Genomic DNA, 19901 nt, shown 5'->3' with positions numbered 1-19901 from the left:
TCGTTCGAACCTGAACGGCGGGACGGCGGGCATGTGCCCGCCGTTTTTCTGTATGTGGGCGTTTCATCCCTGCCCGCAGCGTGTCGCGCGCAACGGTGGAATGGCGATCGGGAAATCGGGCGACAGCGAAGGCCCGCGCCGCCGTCATTATTGGTACGATCGCGCGTATCGTTCACGCCGGCGTCGCACGCCGCCGGCTCATCGGCCGCACGGTCGCGCGGCCACGTTCGGGAGAAGCGGTTCATGTTGCAGGCGTTCGCGGTCTTGCTGATCTTCCAGTGTCTCGGGGAAGGCGCGTCCTATCTGTTCGGCCTGCCGGTGCCGGGCCCGGTGATCGGCATGCTGTTGCTGTTCGGCTTCGTGATGCTGCGCCCGCAGGTGGCCGATGCGATCGAGCCGACCGCGCTCGAGCTGCTGCGTCACCTGTCGCTGCTGTTCGTGCCGGCCGGCGTCGGCATCATGGTGTCGGCCGACCGCGTGCGCGGCGACGCGGTCGCGGTCGTCGTCGCGCTGGCCGTCAGCACCACGCTCGCGATCGCGGTGACGGCGCTCGTCACGCGCGCGCTGCTGCGGCGCCAGCGCCGCGCGGGCGACACCGCGGAGGGCGCGCAATGACGGCCTTCCCGAAGCTCGGCGCGATCTGGGTCTATCTCGCCGCGAGCCCGCTGCTCGGCCTGACGATCACGCTGGTCGCGTATCTGTTCGCACAGGCCGTCTATGCGCGGGCACGTTTCAATCCGCTGGCGAATCCGGTGCTGATCGCGGTCGCGGTGATCGTCGTGCTGCTGACGCTCACGCATACGCCGTATCCGACGTATTTCGAAGGCGCGCAGTTCGTCCACTTCCTGCTCGGCCCGGCGACCGTCGCGCTCGCGCTGCCGCTGTACCGCCAGTGGTCGAAGCTGCGGCGTACCGCGCTGCCGCTGCTCGTCGGCCTGCTCGCGGGCTCGCTGACCGCGATCGTGTCGGCGGTCGGCATCGCCGCGCTGTTCGGAGCGTCGCACCAGACGATCGCGTCGCTCGCGCCGAAATCGGCGACGACGCCGATCGCGATGGCCGTCGCCGCCGAGATCGGCGGCATTCCGTCGCTCACGGCCGTGCTGGTGATCTCGACCGGGATCTTCGGCGCGGTGTGCGCACGCGGGATTCTCAATCTGCTGCGGATCGACGAGCCGGCCGTGCGCGGTTTCGCACTCGGCGTCGCGTCGCACGGGATCGGCACCGCGCGCGCGTTCCAGGTCAGCGAGGAAGCCGGCGCGTTCGCGGGGCTCGGGATGGGCTTGAACGGCGTGCTGACGGCATTCGTCGTGCCGATCCTGCTGCCGGTGCTGTCGCGCTGGATCTGAGGGCGCCGGCCGGCCGCGGGGTATCGGTTTCCCTGATGGCGCGCACGACAGGCCGAAAGGACGGCGCATACGGCGCGCATGTATCGTAGGCGTTATCAGGAGAATTCAGGAATCCGCGGGGACATTTGCGTAGCGATCGGCTAACGTTGCATCGGCGCCGTTTGTCGCAAGCCGTCGCGTGCGCACTGGTGTCCGATCCACATTCAACAATCGACAAGGAGATCCGGCCATGAAGCAGTCTCGCGTGGTTTCGGTGGCAGTAGCAGTAGCGGTGTCGTTCGGTCTGTCGTTGACCGCCGCGCCGGCGGCTTATGCGCAGGACCCGGCGTCCGCGCCGGCGCAGAAGCAGCTCGACAAGGCGCAGAAGAAAGCGGCGCGCAAGGCGGCCCGCGCGCGGCACGCGTCGGACCTGAAGGCGATCGGCACCGGCAGCGGTTACCGGCTGACCAACGACCAGAGCAACTATCCGCAGAACGCCGTGCAGCAGGCGCCCGCGACGAAGGCGGCGCCGGCCGTGCCGGCTTCGGGCCAGTAACGGCTGAACGCGTTGCACAGGACGAACGGCGCCGGTCGAACCGGCGCCGTTCGTTCATCTGCGAACTGCAGCGCGACGGAAAGGGGCGCCGCGAGGCCGCCGCGTTACGACGCGAGCTTGTTCGCGAGTTCCGCCACGTGCTTGCCCTGGTAGCGCGCGATGTCGAGCTCGTTCGCGCTCGGCTGGCGGCTGCCGTCCGCGCCGGCGAGCGTGGTCGCGCCGTACGGCGTGCCGCCGGTGATTTCGTTCATGTTGACGAGGCCGCTGCACGCATACGGCACGCCCACGATCACCATCCCGTGATGCAGCAGCGTCGTATGGAACGACGTGATCGTCGTTTCCTGGCCGCCGTGCTGCGTGCCGGTCGACGCGAACACGCTGCCGATCTTGCCGACGAGCGCGCCTTTCATCCACAGGCCGCCGGTCTGGTCGAGGAACGTGCGCATCTGGCCGGCCATGTTGCCGAAGCGGGTCGGCGTGCCGAAGATGATCGCATCGTAGTCGGCGAGTTCGTCCACCGTGGCGACCGGCGCGGCCTGGTCGACCTTCACGCCGATCGCGCGGGCCTGGTCGACGGGGATCGTTTCCGGCACGCGCTTGAGCGTGACCTCGACGCCGGGCACCGATTTCGCGCCCTCCACGATGTGCTGCGCCATCGTTTCGACGTGCCCGTAGGACGAGTAGTAAAGAACGAGAACCTTGGCCATGTTGCGAATCTCCGATTAAAAGGGCCCCGCACTCAGCGGGGCCCGGTTTCCCGAACGGGCGTCACGCCCATTCGGCCGTCACTTCGACCGGACGCAGGTCGAACACCAGCACTTCGGCATCCTTGCCGTCGGCGATCGTCAGCGCCTGTTCGCCGCGGATGCGCGCGCCGTCGCCTTCGTCGAGCGTCACGCCGTTGACCGTCACGCTGCCGCGTGCCACGTGCACGTAAGCAAAACGGCTCGGATCCAGTTCCAGCGTAGTGCTTTCGTCGCCATCGAACAGGCCCGCGTAAATCCGGGTGTCCTGCCGGATCTTCAGCGAACCGGCGTCACCGTTCGGCGATACCACGAGCGCGAGCTTGCCGCGCTTGTCGTCGGCCGCGACATTCGTCTGCTGATAACGCGGCTCGGCACCCTTTTCGGCCGGCCCGACCCAGATCTGCAGGAAGTGGACCGGCGCGTCCGGCGAGTGGTTGAACTCGCTGTGGCGCACGCCCGTGCCCGCGCTCATCAGTTGCACGTCGCCCGGCACGATCACCGAACCGGTGCCCATCGAGTCCTTGTGTTCGAGCGCGCCGTCCAGCACGTACGACAGGATTTCCATGTCGCGGTGCGGGTGCGTGCCGAAGCCGCGGCCCGGAGCGACCCGGTCGTCGTTGATCACGAGCAGGTCGGAGAAGCCGACTTGCTTCGGATCGTAGTAATTCGCGAACGAAAACGTATGACGGGAACTGAGCCAGCCATGCTCCGCACGGCCACGTTGGTTTGCTGCACGGATTTCGATCATGATTTTTTCCTTAAGTCGCCGGACCTCGGAAGTGGGCCCGGCCGTTCGTTGAGATGAATCTTAGGTCAATCGATTTGACAAATAAATCGCCGTGAAGATAATGACTGTCGCTATGGAGTGGACAATATGGAACTCAACGACCTGAGGATCTTCGTCGCGACCGTCGACGCGGGCAGCTTCACGGCGGCGGCCGACCAGCTGATGCTGTCCAAGCAGTTCGTCAGCCGGCGCACGATGGCGCTGGAGGCGTCGCTCGGTGTGCGGCTGCTGCACCGGAATACGCGCAATCTCGCGGTGACCGAATCGGGGCAGGAGTTTTACGTGCGCGCGCAGCGCATCCTCGCGGAGATCGCCGACGCCGAGCAGGCGATGTCGGTACGCAGCACCGAGCTGCATGGTTCGCTGAAGATCAGCGCGCCGCTGTCGTTCGGGATCACGCACGTGTCGCCGCTGATCGCCGAATTCCTGTCCGCGCACCCGGCCGTGCGGCTGAACCTCGATCTGACCGATCGGCGCGTCGACCTGATCGGCGAGGGCTTCGACCTCGTGCTGCGGATCGGCTCGCTCGAGGATTCGACGCTGATCGCGCGTCCGCTGGGTGCATGGCGGATGATCGCGTGCGCGAGCCCCGCGTACCTGAAGCGGCACGGCACGCCGCAGACGCCGGCCGATCTCGCTGGCCACACGTGCGTGCTGTACGGGCGCGAGCGGCGGGTCGGCTGGGAATTCCGCGTCGACGGCGCGGTGCGGACGTTCGACGTGCAGGGGCCGCTCGTCGCGAACAACGGCGAAGTGGTGCGCGATGCGGCGATCGCGGGGCTCGGCATCGCGCTGCTGCCGCACTTCATCGTCGGCGCGGCGCTCGACAGCGGTGCGCTCGTGCCGGTGCTCGACGCCTACGTGCCGCCGCCCATCACGCTCAATGCGGTGTTTCCGCAGCATCGGGAAGGGTTCGTCACGCTGCGCACGTTCATCGGCTTTCTCGCGGAGCGGCTCGCGGAGCCGGCGCCGACGGGGGCGAGCGGGGCAGGCCGGGCACGGTAGCGGGCCGCGTTGCGGTGAATAGGGTGGTTAATCGCCGCGAAATATGCGGAGATTGTTGAGTCATGCGGTGAATGCGCGGATAATCTCCGCATGATGAGCGGAGATTACACCTTTATCTGGGAATCGGCCGACTGGCCGGCATGGCGCTTCGACCTCGCGGCCCTCGCCACGCCGCTCGCCGACGTCAGCCGTGCGCAAGGCATGCTGGCCGGGCGACTGGCGGATATCGGCCTGGCGCTGCGCGACGAAGCGAGCCTCGCCGCGCTGACGGATGACGTCGTCAAGACCAGCGCGATTGAGGGCGAGAACCTGAATGTCGCCTCGGTCCGGTCGTCGATCGCGCGCCGGCTCGGCGTCGACATCGGCGCGCTGGCGCCGGTCGATCGGCACGTCGAAGGCGTCGTCGACATGGTGCTGGATGCGACGACCCATTCGGCCGCGCCGGTCACCGAGGCGCGGCTGTTCGGATGGCATGCCGCGCTGTTCCCGACCGGCTATTCGGGGCTGTCGCGGATCACGGTCGGCGGCTGGCGCTCGGACGCGAGCGGGCCGATGCAGGTGGTTTCCGGGCCGATCGGCCGGCAGCGCGTGCATTTCGAGGCGCCGCCGGCCGCGCGGTTGACGTACGAGATCGGGCGCTTTCTCGCGTGGCTCAATGCGCCGCCGGCCGAGCCGTTGCTGATCCGGGCCGGGCTCGCCCATCTGTGGTTCGTCACGCTTCACCCGTTCGACGACGGCAACGGTCGTATCGCGCGTGCGCTCGGCGATCTGGTCCTGGCGCGCGCCGATCGGAGTCCGCAGCGTTTCTACAGCCTGTCCGCGCAGATCCAGCGCGAGCGCAATGCGTATTACGACGTGCTGGAGCGTACCCAGCGCGGCTCGCTCGACGTCACCGAGTGGCTCGCGTGGTTTCTGAATACGCTGGGCCGGGCCATCGATCACGCGCACACGACGCTCGACGCGGTGCTGATCAAGGCGCGTTTCTGGCAGCGATACGCCGGCGTCGCGATGAACGAACGCCAGATCAAGGTCATGAATCGCCTGCTCGACGGCTTCGAAGGGAAGCTGACGACCACCAAGTGGGCCGCCCTCGCGAAATGTTCGCAAGACACGGCGCTGCGCGACATCACGGAGCTCGTCGAGCGCGGCATGCTGCGTCGCTCGTCGTCCGGCGGCCGGAGCACGAGCTACGAACGGGTGCCGTTCGACGGCTGACGTCGTCGCGGCGGCTCGCACCGGACGAGGTGGCCTGCCGTGGCGGTGTGCCGCCGATCGCTCCCGCGCCGCGCCGGCGGCCCGTCGCTGGCCCAAGCGATTGCCCGCGTCTGGCACTATCGCCCGCCTTTTTGTCTTCGAATACTGGGTTCGCCGCCGGATGTCGCGCAGGCGCCGCCTGCCGCGTCCGCGCACCGGCTTTCCGTACGAACCCGCATTCGAGGAGACACGCATGCTCAGGTATCTGATCGGCATCGGTATTCCGTATCTCGGCGTGATGGGCGTGCTGCCGTGGGTGGCCGCGCAGGATCGCTACGTGCTGGGCGTGCCGTTCATCTTCATGTGGATCTTCGCGTGGTTCGTGCTGACGTCCGGCTGCCTGTTCGCATGCTGGATGCTGTTCGACCGCCGCGCGGGCGGCGCAGCGTAGCGCTCGTCGTGTCGCGGTCCGCCGGCCGCTCCCCGCGCTTTCCGGCGAACCCCGTGCTTTCCGTCCTTTCGCAGAGGTGCGCATGTCAACGGTCGTCTTCGCCGCGCTGATCGCGCTGTCGCTCTATCTCGCCGTTCGATCCGGCCGCGGCCGCGGCCAGCAGAGCGTGCATGACTTCTTCGTCGCGTCGCGCCAGTTCGGCACGGCGCTCGTGTTCTTCCTGACCGCCGGCGAGATCTACAGCATCGGCACGATGGTCGGCTTCCCCGGCGGCATCTACGCGAAAGGCCCGACCTACGGCGTGTGGTTCCTCGGCTACATCCTGCTGGCCTACCCGATCGGGTATTTCGTCGGCCCGAAGATCTGGGAGGCCGGCAAGCGCCACAACGCGATCACGCTGCCCGATCTGTTCAAGGGCCACTATCGCAGCCACGGGCTCGAACTAGTGGTTGCGTGCGCATCGATCCTGTTCCTGATTCCGTGGGGGCAACTGCAGTTCACGGGGCTCGTCGCGGCGCTCAAGGGGCTCGGCTGGCACGTCGAGCCGCTGTACCTGATCCTCGTGTGCGCGGCGCTCGCGTTCACGTACATCGCGATTTCCGGCGTGCGCGCGTCGGCCTATATCGCGATCCTGAAGGACATCCTGATGCTGCTCGCGATCGTCGTGACGGGCATCGCCGTCGCGTGGCAGGTCGGCGGCGTGCATCCGGTGTTCGACGCCGCGAGCCGGCAGGTCAGCAACACGATGAGCGGCTCGCAGCTGCGCTTCTCGATGAGCACGATGCTGTTCCAGTCGCTCGGTTTCTACCTGATGCCGTTCGCCGCGCAGAATTTCTTCACCGCGCGCGGGCCGAACGCGATCCGGCGCACGCAGGTCGTGATGCCGCTGTACATGCTGATGTATCCGTTCCTCGTGATCGCGTCGTACTACGCGATCACCGCGAACCTGACGCTCGCATCGCCGAACGACGCGTTCTTCGCGGCCGTCACGCACCTGTTGCCCGGCTGGCTGATCGGCCTCGTCGCGGCCGGCGCCGCGCTGTCGGGATTGCTGGTGCTGGCCGGCATCTGCCTCGCGATCGGGCCGATCGTCACGCGCAACCTGATGCCGAACCTGCCCGAGTCGCGCCAGAAGCGCGCGGCGAAATACGTGATCGTCGGCTACCTGCTGCTGTCGATCGCGACCACGCTGCTCACGCCGAACCTGATGCTCACGCTGATCAACACCACGTACTACGGCGTCACGCAGTTCCTGCCGGGCGTGCTGATCCTGCTCGCGCGGCGCCAGATGCGGCCGGTCGCGGTGGGCGCCGGGATGATCTGCAGCCAGGTGCTCGCGATGGTGTTCTACGTGTTCCATGTCGATTTCGGCGGCATCAACCTCGGGCTCGTGTGTCTCGTCGTCAACGTGCTCGTCGTCGTGGCCGTGCATGCGATGCTGCATGGCCGCCCCGTCAAGCAATACGCCGTATCCTGACGCAAAGGAGAAACGCGCCCCATGCACGCATTCGCAACTTCGGCCGCGCCCGTGACGATCTTCACGGCGCGCCGCATCCTGACGATGAACCCGGCGCAACCGTCGGCCACGCACGTCGCCGTGCGCGACGGTCGCATTCTCGCGGTCGGCGACGCCGCCGACGCGGCTGCATGGCCCACGCGCTTCGGCGCCTGCGCGGCGGACGACACGCTGCGCGACAAGGTGCTGATGCCGGGGCTCGTCGAAGGGCACTGTCATTTGATGGAAGGCGCGATGTGGGACGCCGTGTACGTCGGCTACTACGACCGGCGCGGCCCCGACGGCACGCTGTGGCCGGGCCTGCGCTCGCTCGACGCGGTGCTCGACCGGCTCATGGAAGCCGAACGCGCGATCACCGACGACGGTCCGCTGCTCGCATGGGGTTTCGATCCGATCTTCTTCGGTACCGCGCGGCTGACGGTGCGCGAACTCGATCGCGTGTCGGCGGCACGGCCGATCGCGATCCTGCATGCGAGTGTGCACCTGATGAACGTGAACGGCGCGATGCTCGCGCGTGCGGGCATCGACGAGGATACCGACATCGATGGCGTGTCGCGCGACGCCGACGGTCGCCCGACCGGCGAGCTGCAGGAGTTCGCGGCGATGCTGCCGGTGTATCAGACGATCGGCGGCAAGCTCGCGATTTCCGCGAGCGAGAAGCCGCACGCGGTCTGGAATTTCGGGCGCGTCGCGCAGCTCGCGGGCGTGACGACGGCCACGGATCTCGTCAACGACCTGTCGCCCGACGGCAATCGCACGCTGCACGAGGTGACCGCCGATCCCGACTACCCGGTGCGGATCGTGCCGGCGTTCGCGCCGCAGCGCAATCCGGCGCGCTCCGTCGACAGCGTGCTCGCGGAGATCGAACGCAACACCGACAAGCTGCATGTCGGGCCGGTGAAGTTCATCGTCGACGGCTCGATCCAGGGCTTCACCGCGCGCGTGCGCTGGCCCGGCTACGCGGGCGGGCAACCGAACGGGCTGTGGCTGATCCCGCCCGCGCAGCTCGTCGACGTGTTCGAGCCGTTTCATCGCGCCGGGCTGCAACTGCACGTGCACACCAACGGCGACGAGGCGACCGACGTCGTGCTCGATGCGATGACGACGCTGCTCGCCCGCCATCCGCGCCCCGACCATCGCCATACGCTGCAGCATTGCCAGATGGCGGACGCCGCGCAGCTCAAGCGCGTGCGTGCACTCGGGATGTGCGTGAACTTCTTCGCGAATCACCTGTACTACTGGGGCGACGCGCACTACAGCCAGACCATCGGCCCCGATCGCGCGAACCGGATGGACGCGGCCGGCTCCGCGCGGCGGCTCGGCATTCCGTTCGCGCTGCACTCGGATGCGCCGATCACGCCGCTGAACCCGCTGTTCACCGCGTGGTGCGCGGTGCAGCGCGAGACGGCGTCCGGGCGCGTGCTCGGAGAAGGCGAACGGCTGTCGGTGGACGACGCGCTGCATGCGATCACGCTCGGCGCGGCTTATACGTTGCGGATGGATCATCTCGTCGGCAGCATCGAGGTCGGCAAGTTCGCGGATTTCGCGGTGCTCGACGACGATCCGTCGGTGTGCGCGCCCGCCCGCCTCAAGGAACTCGCGGTGTGGGGCACCGTGCTCGGCGGACGCGTGTTCCGGTCGCCGCGATGAGTGCGCACGCCGATGCAGCCGGGGTGACTGCACGTACGCCGATCGACCTCGCGGTGATCGGCGGTTATCTCGGCGCGGGCAAGACGACGGTCGTCAACGCGATCCTGCAGGCGCCGCACGGCCGGCGCATCGCGGTGCTCGTCAACGATTTCGGTGCGGTGAACATCGACGCGCGTCTCGTGCGAGCCCGCGGCGACGACGTGATCGAACTCGACAACGGCTGCATCTGCTGCACGATCGGCGGCGCGCTCGTCGATGCGCTGACGCGCGTCGCGACGCGCGACGTGCAGCCCGACCTGCTGCTCGTCGAAGCGAGCGGCGTGGCGGATCCCGCGAAGATCGCACAGATCGGACTGCTGAACGGTGCGTTCCGGCTGACGTCGGTGCTCGTCGTCGCCGACGCGCTCGCGTGGCGCGACACGCTGGCCGACCCGCTGGTCGGCGCGATGGCGCAGCGCCAGCTCGACGGCGCGGGCGCGATCATCGTGACCAAGCTCGATCTCGTGGCGCCCGAGCGGCGCGATGCGGTGCTCGACGACGTGCGCGCCCATGCGTCGACCGACATCGTCGTTGCGGCACGACATGGCGAGATTCCGCTCGCGTTGCTGTTCGATGGGGCCGTGCCCGATCGTCGCGCGACGACCGACCTCGCGCGTTCGCACCGGGCGATCGGGCATCACGCGATGCCGGCGTTCGCGAGTCTCACCGTCACCGTGCGGGCCGTGCTCGACAAGGCGCGACTGCGCGCATGGCTGAAGGCGTTGCCACGCACGATCCTGCGCGCGAAGGGCATCGTGCGCGTGGCCGATGCAGACGGGGCGATCGCCACGCGCGCGTGTCAGGTCGCCGCGCGGCGCATCCGGTTTTCGTCGCTGGAAGACGAAGGCTTGACCGCACGCGACGGCGACGGCGTGATGGTGTTCATCGGGTTCATCGACTCCGCGACGGAAGCGGCGTTGCGCGACGGCATCGCGCACTGCGGCGTGGCTGACGAAGCGGTTGCGACGGCATCGAACGTCGATTGATCGGCGTCGCGCATTCGGGTTACGCTTCGGCGGGGCGGCCGCATGCGCTGCATGCCGGGCCGGGTGTTTTTACCTCGAATGTCGCGCACCGGTAGCTTCTACGGGCGCGCGACCCAGCGACGATCAAGCCGATGACCATCCACAACCGATCGAATGTGCGCGGGCAAGTCGCGATTCCCGCATGTGAAACGCAGCGTCCGCACTGGCCATCCGCCGCGGCGGCCGCACTGCTGATGCTGCTGCCGGTCGCCGCGCATGCGGCCGGCTTCGACTGCGCGAAGGCCGCGTCGCCCACCGAGAAGACGATCTGTGCGAACCCCGCGCTGTCGAAGCTCGACGGCGAGCTGTCGACGGCGTGGAAGCGGGCGCTCGCGCAGGGCGGCGATACGGCCGCGCTGAAGCAGGCGCAATTGAAGTGGCTCAAGCAGCGCGACCAGTGCGGCGGTGATGCGCCGTGCCTGCGCGACCGTTATCGCGAACGGCTTGCGAGCCTGAACGGCACGCCGCTCGCGGCCGATCGCTGGCAGCAGACGTGGTATCTCGACAGCGACAACCCATCGTTCGGCGGTGTGCTGACGTTCACCGGCACAGCGCCGCGCCTGCATTTCGCGTTGAGCGCCAACAACGGCGCGCACGATGGCGGGCTCGACGGTGACATCGTGCTTCACGGCGACAGCGGCACCTATCGCCGGGACAAGTGCCGGCTCGATTTCGACCGGAAGGGCGGACGCATCCGCGTCACGCAGCAGGGTGCCGATATCGATTGCGGCGCAGGCATGGGCGTCATGTACGCAGGCGACTACGTGACCGCCGCGCAGTCGCAGTCAAAGCCGCCTGCCGACCTGCTGAGCCTCAAGGTCGTCGCCGATGCACAGCAGAACGCGACCGCGCACAAGCTGCTCGGCGCCGACTATCAGACGCTCGTCGACGTGGTCAATCTCAGCGCGGACGAAAAGGATCTCGACGGCCTCAACGCACAGGTGACGTCGTACTGGGTGCGCGGCATCGCGACGACGAACGCGGCGATCGTGATGCGCCGCGGCACCGATCTGTGGATCGGGCTGCTGGTGTTCGATGCGAAGAACAACGTCCGGATGCGTTATTACTCGAACGTGCCGGCGTGGAAGAAAACCGTGCCGAAGACGATCAACGCGTGGCACGACCGTCTCGACAAGACACTGCCGATCGACGTGATGCAGTAAGCACGCGCTGCTTCGCTATTTCTTGCGTGCCGCACGCGTGCGGGTCTGCGCCGGCGCCGCCGCGGATGCCCGGATGCGCAACTCGGGCTGGACCGCATGGCCGGGCCCCGTAGCGCCGTTCTCGAGCGCATCGAGCAACGCATGCGCGGCCTGGCGCCCGATCGCGTCGGTGTCGACCCACATCGTCGTCAGCGGCGGCTGGATCTCGCGCGCGAGCGCGATGTCGTCGAATCCGGTGATCGACAACTGCGCAGGCACGTCGATGCCGAGCGCCTGTGCTTCGAGCAACGCGCCGAGCGCGAGCGCGTCGTTGCCGCAGATCGCCGCGGTCGGCCGCGTCGCCGCGTCGCAGCCGACGATCGCACGCAGGCTCGCCCGCCCGAACGCGATCGTGGCCGCGCCTTCGTGCTGATGCACGGGGCGCACCGCGAGCCCATGCGCGGCAAGCGTGTCGTGAATGCCGCGCAGGCGAGCCTGGACGCGGTCGTTGTCCGTCGACGGCTGCATGATGATCGCGAAATCGCGGTGGCCGAGGTCGAGCAGATGGGCGGTGAGCCGCGCGAATGCCGCGCGGTTGTCGAAGCCGATGCAGCAGTGCGGGCTGTCGTCGCGATACGCATACGTGACGACGTACGGTACGCGATGCATCGCCAGGAGTTCGAACAGTTCCGGCGGATACGCTTCGCCGACCAGCGACACGGCCTCCACGCCGCGCGACAGCATCGCGCGCACCTGCGAGAGCGCCTGCGCGGGGTCGTAGTTCGAGCAACCGAGGAACAGCGTGATGCCGTGCTCGGCCATGACCGTCTGCATGCCGGCGACCTGCGATGCGAACACCTGGTCGTCCAGCGTCGGGATGATCGCGCCGGTGATGTGGGTGCGCGTGGACGCCAGCGCGCGGCCGGCCGCATTCGGAATCCAGTTCAGCGCGAGCGCCGCGTCGCGCACGCGCTGTTGCACGTCGGCCGAGACCTTGCCGGGATCGTTGTACACGCGCGAGACGGTCGCGGTCGACACGCCGGCCAGTTTCGCGACGTCGCCGAGTACCGAGCGGCCGCTGCCGCGGCGTGCCCGCGACGCGCCACCGCGGGACGGGGGCGAGCTCATCGGCGGTCTCCCGGCGGCATGGGCCTGCCGGCGCGGTGCGTTGCCAGTCGCGTCATTGTTTACCCTCGATTCATGGTGGTCCCGCTTGCATCTCCATTCGATCCTGTGAGAATGTAAGCGCTATCTTGTTGCTGCTCCATATTATGTCAGACATGGATTTCACCCGCATCGCGGAATTTTCAGAGGCGATGGCCTGTCCGGCCATTTTGTCGGCTTTAAATGTAAGCGATTACATTCGAGTATGAGCGACACCACGTCACCGCGTATCGCCGTCGTCGGCAGCGTCAACATCGACCTCGTCACGCGCGCGCCGCGCCTGCCGGTGCCGGGCGAAACGCTGCTCGGCACGACGTTCGAGACTGTCCACGGCGGCAAGGGCGCGAACCAGGCGGTCGCGGCCGCGCGCCTCGGTGCATCGGTCACGATGATCGGTTGCGTCGGCGACGACGCGTTCGGTGCGCGCCTGCACGGCGCGCTGGCGGCAGAGCGCATCGACGTGACGCACCTGCACCGGATCGGCGGCACGGCGACCGGGGTCGCGACGATCACGGTCGACGACGACGGCGCGAACAGCATCGTCGTCGTGCCCGGCGCGAATGCATGCGTCGATGCCGACCGGATCGATGCGGCGCGCGACGCGATCGCCGGGGCCGCGCTGCTCGTGTGTCAGCTCGAGGTGCCGGTCGCCACCGTGGCGTGCGCGATTGCCTGTGCAAGCGCGCACCACACGCAGGTGCTGCTGAATCCCGCCCCCGCACGGCCGCTCTTCGATGCGTTGCTGGCGCGGGTCGACTATCTGGTCGTCAACGAAACCGAGGCCGAGTCGCTGACCGGCATCGCGGTCGGCGACGACGCGTCGGCCGCGCGCGCCGCCGAGGCGCTGTGCGCGAAGGGCGTCGGCAACGTGCTCGTCACGCTCGGCGCGCGCGGCGTCTGCTGGCGCGGCAGCGCAGGCAGCGGCCGCCATCCGGCGATCGCGGTGGCGGCCGTCGATACGACCGCGGCCGGCGACACGTTCGTCGGCGGGTTCGCGGCCGCGCGAGCCGGCGGCGCGTCGATGGACGACGCGATCGGCTTCGGCCAGCGTGCGGCCGCGATCAGCGTCACGCGCCACGGCGCGCAGACGTCGATTCCGACGCGCGACGAAGTCGACCGTATGGAGAGCTGAATTCCGCATGCGACGGAACGGCCGAACCCGGCCGAAACCAGTGACATGGAGACAATCGACATGAACGACAACCCACCTGTTCCGCACGCGCCGCCACGGATTCGGCGCGGTCAACGCATCGCGCTCGCGCTGTTGATGGCGAGCGGGATCGTCAACTATCTCGATCGCGGCACGCTGGCCGTCGCGAGTTCGGCGATCCGCGGCGATCTCGGCCTGTCGCTCGCGCAGATGGGGCTGCTGCTGTCGGCCTTCTCGTGGAGCTATGCGCTGTGCCAGTTTCCGGTCGGCGGGCTGGTCGACCGCATCGGCCCGCGCCGGCTGCTCGGCGTCGGGCTGATCGTCTGGTCGTTCGCGCAGGCGGCGGGCGGCATCGTGTCCACCTTCGGCTGGTTCATCGTCGCGCGCATCGTGCTCGGCATCGGCGAGGCGCCGCAATTCCCGTCGGCCGCGCGCGTGGTGAGCAACTGGTTTCCGCTGCGCGCGCGCGGCACGCCGACCGGCATTTTCAATGCCGCGTCGCCGCTCGGTACCGCGCTTGCGCCGCTGCTGCTGTCGGTTCTCGTCGCCTCGTTCGACTGGCGCTGGGCGTTCATCGTGACCGGTGCGCTCGGTCTCGTCGTCGCCGTCGTGTGGTTCGCGCTGTATCGCGACCCGGTGCGCGCGGAACTGTCCGTCGCCGAACGCGGTTATCTCGATGCCGATGCGCAAAGCGTCGTCGCCGCGCCGAAACTGACCTTCGTCGAATGGCGCAGCCTGTTCTCGCACGGCACGACCTGGGGCATGCTGATCGGCTTCTTCGGCTCCGTGTACCTGAACTGGGTCTACCTGACCTGGCTGCCGGGCTACCTGACGATGGAGCGGCACATGAGCCTGGTTCGCACGGGGTTTGCCGCATCGGTGCCGTTCCTGTGCGGGTTCGTCGGTTCGCTGGTCGCGGGCTGGCTGTCGGATTTCGTCACGCGCCGCAGCCGGTCGCCGGTGGCGAGCCGGCGCAATGCGGTCGTAGCCGCGATGCTCGGGATGGTCGCGTTCACGATTCCGGCCGCGCTCGTGCAGAGCAATACGGTTGCGCTCGCATGCATTTCGGTCGTGATCTTTCTCGCCAACGCGGCGTCGGCGTGCTCGTGGGCGCTCGCGACGGCGGCCGCGCCGCCGAGCCGCATCGCGTCGCTCGGCGCGATCCAGAATTTCGGCGGCTTCATCGGCGGTGCGCTGGCACCGATCCTGACCGGCATCATCGCGCAGAGGTGGTCGTTCGTGCCCGCGTTGCTCACCGCGGCCGCGATCGCGTTCACCGGTGCGATGGCGTACCTGCTGCTCGTGCGCAAGCCGATTCCCGAACAGGCCGCGAACGCCGCGCCCGGGCCGTTGCCGGCTTGAGCATGCCGCCTGCATCCGCATTCATTGAAGCAAGGAGAAACAGATGCAACACCCGCAGCAATCGAACGTGACCATCGAAGGGATCGTGCCGGTGATGCTGACGCCGTTCGACGACGCCGGTGCGATCGACTACGCCGGACTCGAGCGGCTCATCGAATGGTATCTGGCGCACGGATCCGACGCATTGTTCGCGGTCGCGCAGTCGAGCGAGATGCAGTTCCTGAGCCTGGCCGAACGCGCGGCACTCGCGCGCTTCGTGGTCGAACGGGTGGGCGGGCGTGTGCCGGTCGTCGCGTCCGGGCACATCAGCGACGATCTCGATGCGCAGGTCGCCGAACTGTGCGCGGCGGCCGAATCGGGCGCGCAGGGCGTCGTGCTCGTGACCAACCGGCTCGATCCGCAACGCAAGGGCAGCGCCGCATTGCTCGACCATCTGCACCGGCTGCTTGCGCGGTTACCGTCGGATCTCCCGCTCGGTCTGTACGAATGTCCGGCGCCGTACCGGCGGCTTCTGTCGGATGACGAACTGCGCGCGTGCATCGACACGGGCCGGTTCGTGATGCTCAAGGACGTGAGTTGCGATCTCGCGACGGTGAAGCGCCGCGTCGCGCTCGCCGCAGGATCGCCGCTGAAGATCCTGAACGCGAACGCCGCGATTGCCTGGGACGCGATGAAGGCCGGGTCGGCCGGTTTCAACGGCGTGTTCACCAATTTCCATCCCGATCTCTACCAGTGGCTGCGCACGCGGGGCGAGTCGAATCCGGCGCTGGCCGACGAACTGTCGACGTTCCTGGTCGTCTCGGCGGTATCGGAGGCGCTGGGCTACCCGGCGCTCGCGAAGCTCTATCACCAGCGGATTGGTACGTTCGGGTCGATCAAATGCCGTGCGATCGACTACGACGTGCGCGAACGCTTCTGGGCGCTCGACGCGGTGCTCGACAAGATCGTGGCCGGCACCGAACATTTCCGCCGGCGGATTGCCGCGTCATAACGGAGGGCGCGTGCCGCGCCAGCCGCGCGGCGCGTGATCGCATCGCGTGCCGTGCATGCGGCGGCACGCTCGGTGCCTGCAAGCACGAGCCGCTTTGCGCGATGCGCCGCAATCGCGGCGCACTCGTTGCGATCCCCTTCCGTCGATGGCGGCAACGCCTGCCGCCGCGCCCCTCCCGCCGTCAGTCACGACATCACGAACTCGAACCGCCCGCGGTCCGCGAGCGCGCTGTCGACGTTCGTCTCGTCCATCCGCCACGCCGCGCATTTGCCGTGTCCGACGAACTGTCGACATGTCTTGCGCGAGGCGACGAAAGCACACAAATCTGCGCAATTCCGCGGCCGTGCGTTGTAACGGTTCGTCATACCATGCTCCGGAGTGATTTTTGCCGATGAACCGCTGAAGCCGCATTCGCCCATGCAACACGTGACGACGACAAGCCAGCCGCCGATCCTGGCGGCGCCGGTTGATCCCATGCTGCACGCCGTGATCGATGAAGTCGTCCACCGGAGCGTGTCGGAAGCGACGACGCGTAGCGGCTACATGCGCTGCGCCGACTATGCGATCGTCGGCGCGCGGGTGCTGACGCTGTTGACCGGCCAGTCTTATCGGCCGTTCGCCGGCGGTGAAGTGATGGATTTCGGCGGCGGCAACCTGTACGCGCTGTGCACGACGCGCGAGCGGCGCCGCACCGCGCGGCATCTGTCGCAACTCGCGCGGTATCACTGCTGGATCGAGGCGCGCCACGACGGCGTGAGCGGCCGCACGCGCAAGGAGATCGTCGACTTCACGCTGCGCCATGACGAGACCGTCGCGCAACAGCTGGGCATGCCGTTCGCCCGTGCCTACCAGGCCTATTTCTGGGGCTGGGAGGATGAGCACGCGGTACCTGCCGAGTTGCGCGACCATCCGGTATTTGCGAAGCAGGGCCCGGTGTGGCGCTGGGCCGAGCGCGAATGCACGTCGCTGCTGCGTGCGTACGAGCACGAACGGCCCGGCTATTTCGGGCGTCAGGTGTCGCGCGCAATCGATTGGTTCGCCGATCGCGTCGAAGGTCTCGGCTGACGCGCGCCTGCGTCGAGGACAATTGCGGGCCGGCTGCCGGCCGCGGTGACGTCGATCCGGCGGGCGCTGGCGCGCTGCCGGGCATGGGCGACGTCTGCGGGGCCGCGCGTACCGCGACCCGGCCGTTCACCTCTTGGACAGCGTACCGTTACTGTTCGCACCACCAAACAATCGCGTCAGGTATTGCGAGTTGGTATTCATCCGGGTCATCAGCGTATTGAGCGCGGTGAACTGGGCCTGATACTGCTTGGTCAATTGCGCTGCATAGTCGGACAGATCCGACTGCTGCTGCGCGACACGTTTCAGATCGGCGTTCAGCGCGGTCGTGCGCACGTCGATCATTCCGTTCTTCTTCGTGAACTGCGTGATCTGGTCGGCCAGGCGCGTGCCGATCCCGTTCTCCGGATTGAACAGGCGCGCGACGCCCGACGGATTGGCGGATAGCGCGCTATCGAGCTTTGCGCTGTCGACGTTCAGCGTGCCGTCCCGCTCGAGCTTGATGCCGATCGACAACAGGTTCACGTGTCCGTTGCCCTTTTCGGTGGCGCCGCCGCCGTCGACGCCGCGCGCGACGATCGACGCCAGCGCGTTGCGGATCGTGTTCAGCGTCGAATCGCCGATCAGCGCGCCTTGCGAGCTGGCGCCGGCCGTGTAGCTCGACAGTGCGCCCATCGTCTTGACGACCGTGTTGTACAGGCTCACGAAATTCGTGATCGTGGCGGCCTGCGATTTCGTGTCGGTGCTGACCGTCAGCGTCTGCGTATCGGTCGCGCTGACCGCGGCCGCCGACAGGTTCAGCGTGATGCCGGTCAGCACGCCCGACACCGTGTTGCTCGCGCTGGTCGATGCGATCCCGTTGAGCGTGAATTTCGCATCCTGCGCGACCGCGCTCTGCCGCCAGGCGGCCGCGCCGTTTGCCGAATCGATCTTCGACGCGCCACCCGACGGATCGGCCGTCGACGTGACGCCGAGGTTCGACAGGCCGCTGTCGTTGGCAACGTTGGCCACGGCGACGCTGATCGCGTTCGCCGAGCCCGTCTTCGACGACGCGAGCACGAGGTGCGCGCCGTCCGTGCCGTTGATGACCGTCGCGCTGATTCCCGGGTTGCCCGACGCGCCGTTGATCGCCGCCGCGATGCCCGCCAGCGTGTTGTTGGTGCTGCCGACCTCGACCTTGAACGACTGGCTGCCGAGCGACAGCGTCAGCGTGCCGGTGCCGAGCGCCTTGCTGCCGTTGAAGCCCGCGGACGACAGCGCCTGCGCGGTCGCGATCTGCGTGACGCCGACCGTGTAGGTGCCGGCCACCGCGCCCGCGCCCGCCGTCGCGGTCAACCCCTTGCCGCTCGCGACGGCATTGAACGTCGACTGCAGTGCGCCGTTCTTCAGCGACGTCAGGCCCGCCTCGAGCGCGCCGAGCGCCGACGACAACGCGCCGAACGCGGAAATCCGCGTGTTGCCGCTCGCTTGCGAAGCGGCCAGCGTCGCGACCCGGCCAGCTGTTTTCGCGTTCACCAGCGTCTTGACGAGCGCGCCGACGTCCATCGCCGGATTGCCGGTCGAGCCGTTGATGATCGACTGCGCTGCCTGTTGCATCAGGCTGTTCGCGTTCGCGCTGCTGTTGACGGGCGTGTTCGTTGGCATGGGTGGGCTCCGGGTTGAAAGGCGATCCAGTCGCGAACGGCGGTCCAGCCGGCCGGCGGCGATCCGGGCGGGTGCGTGGCGATCCGCGTGCATGCCGCTTCTCGCGCGCCGCGGATGGCTGGGGTGTCGGGAAAACGTAAGAATTAATCGGTGCGCTATCGTATTCTTAAATCGGTATTGGTTGGTAATTTTTTGTAATGATTCTTGCGGAAAGTGTGGCCGGGGGAAGGGTTGGTGCAGGTTCGGTGAAAACGAGCGGCGTTTCAGTCCAAGTGCATGATTATGTTTGTATTTATCAAGGAATTTCGCCGGATTTTAAAACCTGCCGGAAACATGAGTGTTCGATGACATGTTTTTCGTCGATTTTGCTAAACAGCACGCGGATGGGCGGTGTGCTGAAGGGGAGTCATTTCTTGCGAGTATCCGATACGCTCTCGGATTCGAGGTATCCGTCGTCTTTGAATCATATGGATTTTTTATCAAAAATATTTCATCGTGGTTCGACCCACTGGGATACTTCTTCTTCGCTGGCGTCGATTGACCGAGTGTGACCCTTAGGACAAGGAGCGTAAAGAATGCGATACGAGGTGTTGAGTGGCGGTCCGACCAAAACCGCGGGTGAAACGGTGGTGGCTCTCCAACGCAAGGTCAACGAAGCGGTGAGCATCGGAGCGGTATTAGTGGGTGGGATTAGCGTTGTTTTTGGGCGTGCACCGGGATTCATCGCCAAGGACGCACATGAAGCATTTCAGGCTGTCACATATCCGGACCAATAGGGGAAAAGTGGCAGTTGGCCCTACCGAAGGGGCAGGCCGGGGCTGTTACAGTGGATACGCCTCAGGCGAAGACGAAACCATTCCGGATCGAGCGTTGACGTTGGCGGTCGCGACGCCGCTGGACACCTCGTTCGGACCTATCCGTGATTTCGTGGGCGAGGCATATCATGAGGTGTAAAAGTCATGGAAATGCCAATGAAGAAGAAAAGGCAAACTGTAGCGCGTCAGGCCGCGGCCCGCGGGCCGCTGCCTGAACTGCCCAAGGAACTGCTGGACCAACTGGTCAAGGGGCCGATGACGCCGACCGAGGTCCAGG

At 67.2% G+C, this 19901-nt stretch carries 19 protein-coding genes; 14 read left to right on the top strand and 5 right to left on the bottom strand.

The features are described from left to right. Positions 1-243: 243 nt before the first annotated feature. The 3 genes from MMB92_RS22045 (at position 244) to MMB92_RS22035 (ending at position 1881) form a co-directional block, all read left to right on the top strand. Complete coding sequence (locus MMB92_RS22045; RefSeq protein ID WP_006497900.1) at positions 244-615, top strand: CidA/LrgA family protein; 372 nt, start codon at positions 244-246, stop codon at positions 613-615. Beyond that, complete coding sequence (locus MMB92_RS22040) at positions 612-1346, top strand: LrgB family protein (RefSeq protein WP_006490940.1); 735 nt, start codon at positions 612-614, stop codon at positions 1344-1346. Before MMB92_RS22045 ends, MMB92_RS22040 begins: the two co-directional genes overlap by 4 nt. A gap of 229 nt (positions 1347-1575) precedes the next feature. Then, on the top strand, positions 1576-1881 hold the full coding sequence (locus MMB92_RS22035) for a hypothetical protein (RefSeq protein ID WP_034203895.1): 306 nt from the start codon (positions 1576-1578) through the stop codon (positions 1879-1881). Positions 1882-1985: 104 nt separating this feature from the next. Here the strand turns inward: MMB92_RS22035 and wrbA are convergent, their stop codons facing one another. Both wrbA and MMB92_RS22025 read right to left on the bottom strand, forming a co-directional pair. Continuing rightward, positions 1986-2588 (bottom strand): NAD(P)H:quinone oxidoreductase, encoded by a 603-nt coding sequence (wrbA, locus tag MMB92_RS22030; RefSeq protein WP_006490964.1) that lies wholly within the window; start codon positions 2586-2588, stop codon positions 1986-1988. Positions 2589-2649: 61 nt separating this feature from the next. Beyond that, complete coding sequence (locus tag MMB92_RS22025; protein ID WP_125333350.1) at positions 2650-3375, bottom strand: pirin family protein; 726 nt, start codon at positions 3373-3375, stop codon at positions 2650-2652. 126 nt (positions 3376-3501) lie between these two features. On the opposite strand from MMB92_RS22025, the gene MMB92_RS22020 reads away from it, so the two are divergent. The 7 genes from MMB92_RS22020 (at position 3502) to MMB92_RS21990 (ending at position 11457) form a co-directional block, all read left to right on the top strand. After that, positions 3502-4419, top strand: a complete 918-nt coding sequence (locus tag MMB92_RS22020; RefSeq protein WP_006497902.1) for a LysR family transcriptional regulator — start codon at positions 3502-3504, stop codon at positions 4417-4419. 90 nt (positions 4420-4509) lie between these two features. Further along, a complete protein-coding gene (locus MMB92_RS22015; RefSeq protein ID WP_043205861.1) occupies positions 4510-5634 on the top strand; it encodes a Fic family protein in 1125 nt (374 codons plus the stop codon). 232 nt (positions 5635-5866) lie between these two features. Next, positions 5867-6064, top strand: coding sequence for a DUF3311 domain-containing protein (locus MMB92_RS22010; RefSeq protein ID WP_006490947.1), 198 nt, complete (start codon positions 5867-5869; stop codon positions 6062-6064). 82 nt (positions 6065-6146) lie between these two features. Continuing rightward, entirely contained in the window at positions 6147-7541 is a 1395-nt protein-coding gene (locus tag MMB92_RS22005; RefSeq protein WP_212066770.1) for a sodium:solute symporter family protein, read from the top strand. Between the two features lie 21 nt (positions 7542-7562). Continuing rightward, the gene (locus MMB92_RS22000) at positions 7563-9230 is read left to right on the top strand and encodes an amidohydrolase (protein WP_212066768.1); all 1668 of its coding nucleotides are present in this window, start codon (positions 7563-7565) and stop codon (positions 9228-9230) included. Next, positions 9227-10255 (top strand): GTP-binding protein, encoded by a 1029-nt coding sequence (locus MMB92_RS21995; RefSeq protein ID WP_277562920.1) that lies wholly within the window; start codon positions 9227-9229, stop codon positions 10253-10255. The genes MMB92_RS22000 and MMB92_RS21995 overlap by 4 nt, the downstream gene beginning before the upstream one ends. A 131-nt stretch (positions 10256-10386) precedes the next feature. Next, positions 10387-11457: a lysozyme inhibitor LprI family protein gene (locus MMB92_RS21990; protein ID WP_062911531.1), complete on the top strand. Its 1071-nt coding sequence runs from the start codon at positions 10387-10389 to the stop codon at positions 11455-11457. Between the two features lie 15 nt (positions 11458-11472). On the opposite strand, the gene MMB92_RS21985 is transcribed toward MMB92_RS21990, so the two are convergent. After that, on the bottom strand, positions 11473-12564 hold the full coding sequence (locus tag MMB92_RS21985) for a LacI family DNA-binding transcriptional regulator (RefSeq protein WP_277562919.1): 1092 nt from the start codon (positions 12562-12564) through the stop codon (positions 11473-11475). 241 nt (positions 12565-12805) lie between these two features. Here MMB92_RS21985 and rbsK point away from each other — a divergent pair, with 241 nt between their 5' ends. The 3 genes from rbsK to MMB92_RS21970 are packed head-to-tail and all read left to right on the top strand — an operon-like array spanning position 12806 to position 16103. Beyond that, the gene (gene rbsK, locus MMB92_RS21980) at positions 12806-13732 is read left to right on the top strand and encodes a ribokinase (protein ID WP_048988509.1); all 927 of its coding nucleotides are present in this window, start codon (positions 12806-12808) and stop codon (positions 13730-13732) included. A 60-nt stretch (positions 13733-13792) separates the two neighbouring features. Beyond that, positions 13793-15112, top strand: a complete 1320-nt coding sequence (locus tag MMB92_RS21975) for an MFS transporter (RefSeq protein WP_077057125.1) — start codon at positions 13793-13795, stop codon at positions 15110-15112. Positions 15113-15155: 43 nt separating this feature from the next. Further along, positions 15156-16103: a dihydrodipicolinate synthase family protein gene (locus MMB92_RS21970; protein WP_006497910.1), complete on the top strand. Its 948-nt coding sequence runs from the start codon at positions 15156-15158 to the stop codon at positions 16101-16103. A gap of 185 nt (positions 16104-16288) precedes the next feature. On the opposite strand, the gene MMB92_RS21965 is transcribed toward MMB92_RS21970, so the two are convergent. Then, complete coding sequence (locus MMB92_RS21965; RefSeq protein WP_226245005.1) at positions 16289-16579, bottom strand: hypothetical protein; 291 nt, start codon at positions 16577-16579, stop codon at positions 16289-16291. On the opposite strand from MMB92_RS21965, the gene MMB92_RS21960 reads away from it, so the two are divergent. After that, the gene (locus tag MMB92_RS21960) at positions 16521-17168 is read left to right on the top strand and encodes a hypothetical protein (RefSeq protein ID WP_034204093.1); all 648 of its coding nucleotides are present in this window, start codon (positions 16521-16523) and stop codon (positions 17166-17168) included. The two genes, MMB92_RS21965 and MMB92_RS21960, sit on opposite strands and share 59 nt — an antisense overlap. 126 nt (positions 17169-17294) lie before the next feature. On the opposite strand, the gene fliD is transcribed toward MMB92_RS21960, so the two are convergent. Further along, positions 17295-18809, bottom strand: coding sequence for a flagellar filament capping protein FliD (gene fliD, locus MMB92_RS21955; protein WP_048988512.1), 1515 nt, complete (start codon positions 18807-18809; stop codon positions 17295-17297). Positions 18810-19901: the final 1092 nt, after the last annotated feature.

Source organism: Burkholderia sp. IO2 (assembly GCF_029522185.1).
Classification (GTDB): Bacteria; Pseudomonadota; Gammaproteobacteria; order Burkholderiales; family Burkholderiaceae; genus Burkholderia; species Burkholderia cenocepacia.
The sequence above is the reverse complement of the archived record's forward strand: the minus strand, read 5'-3'. Positions and strand labels throughout refer to the sequence as shown.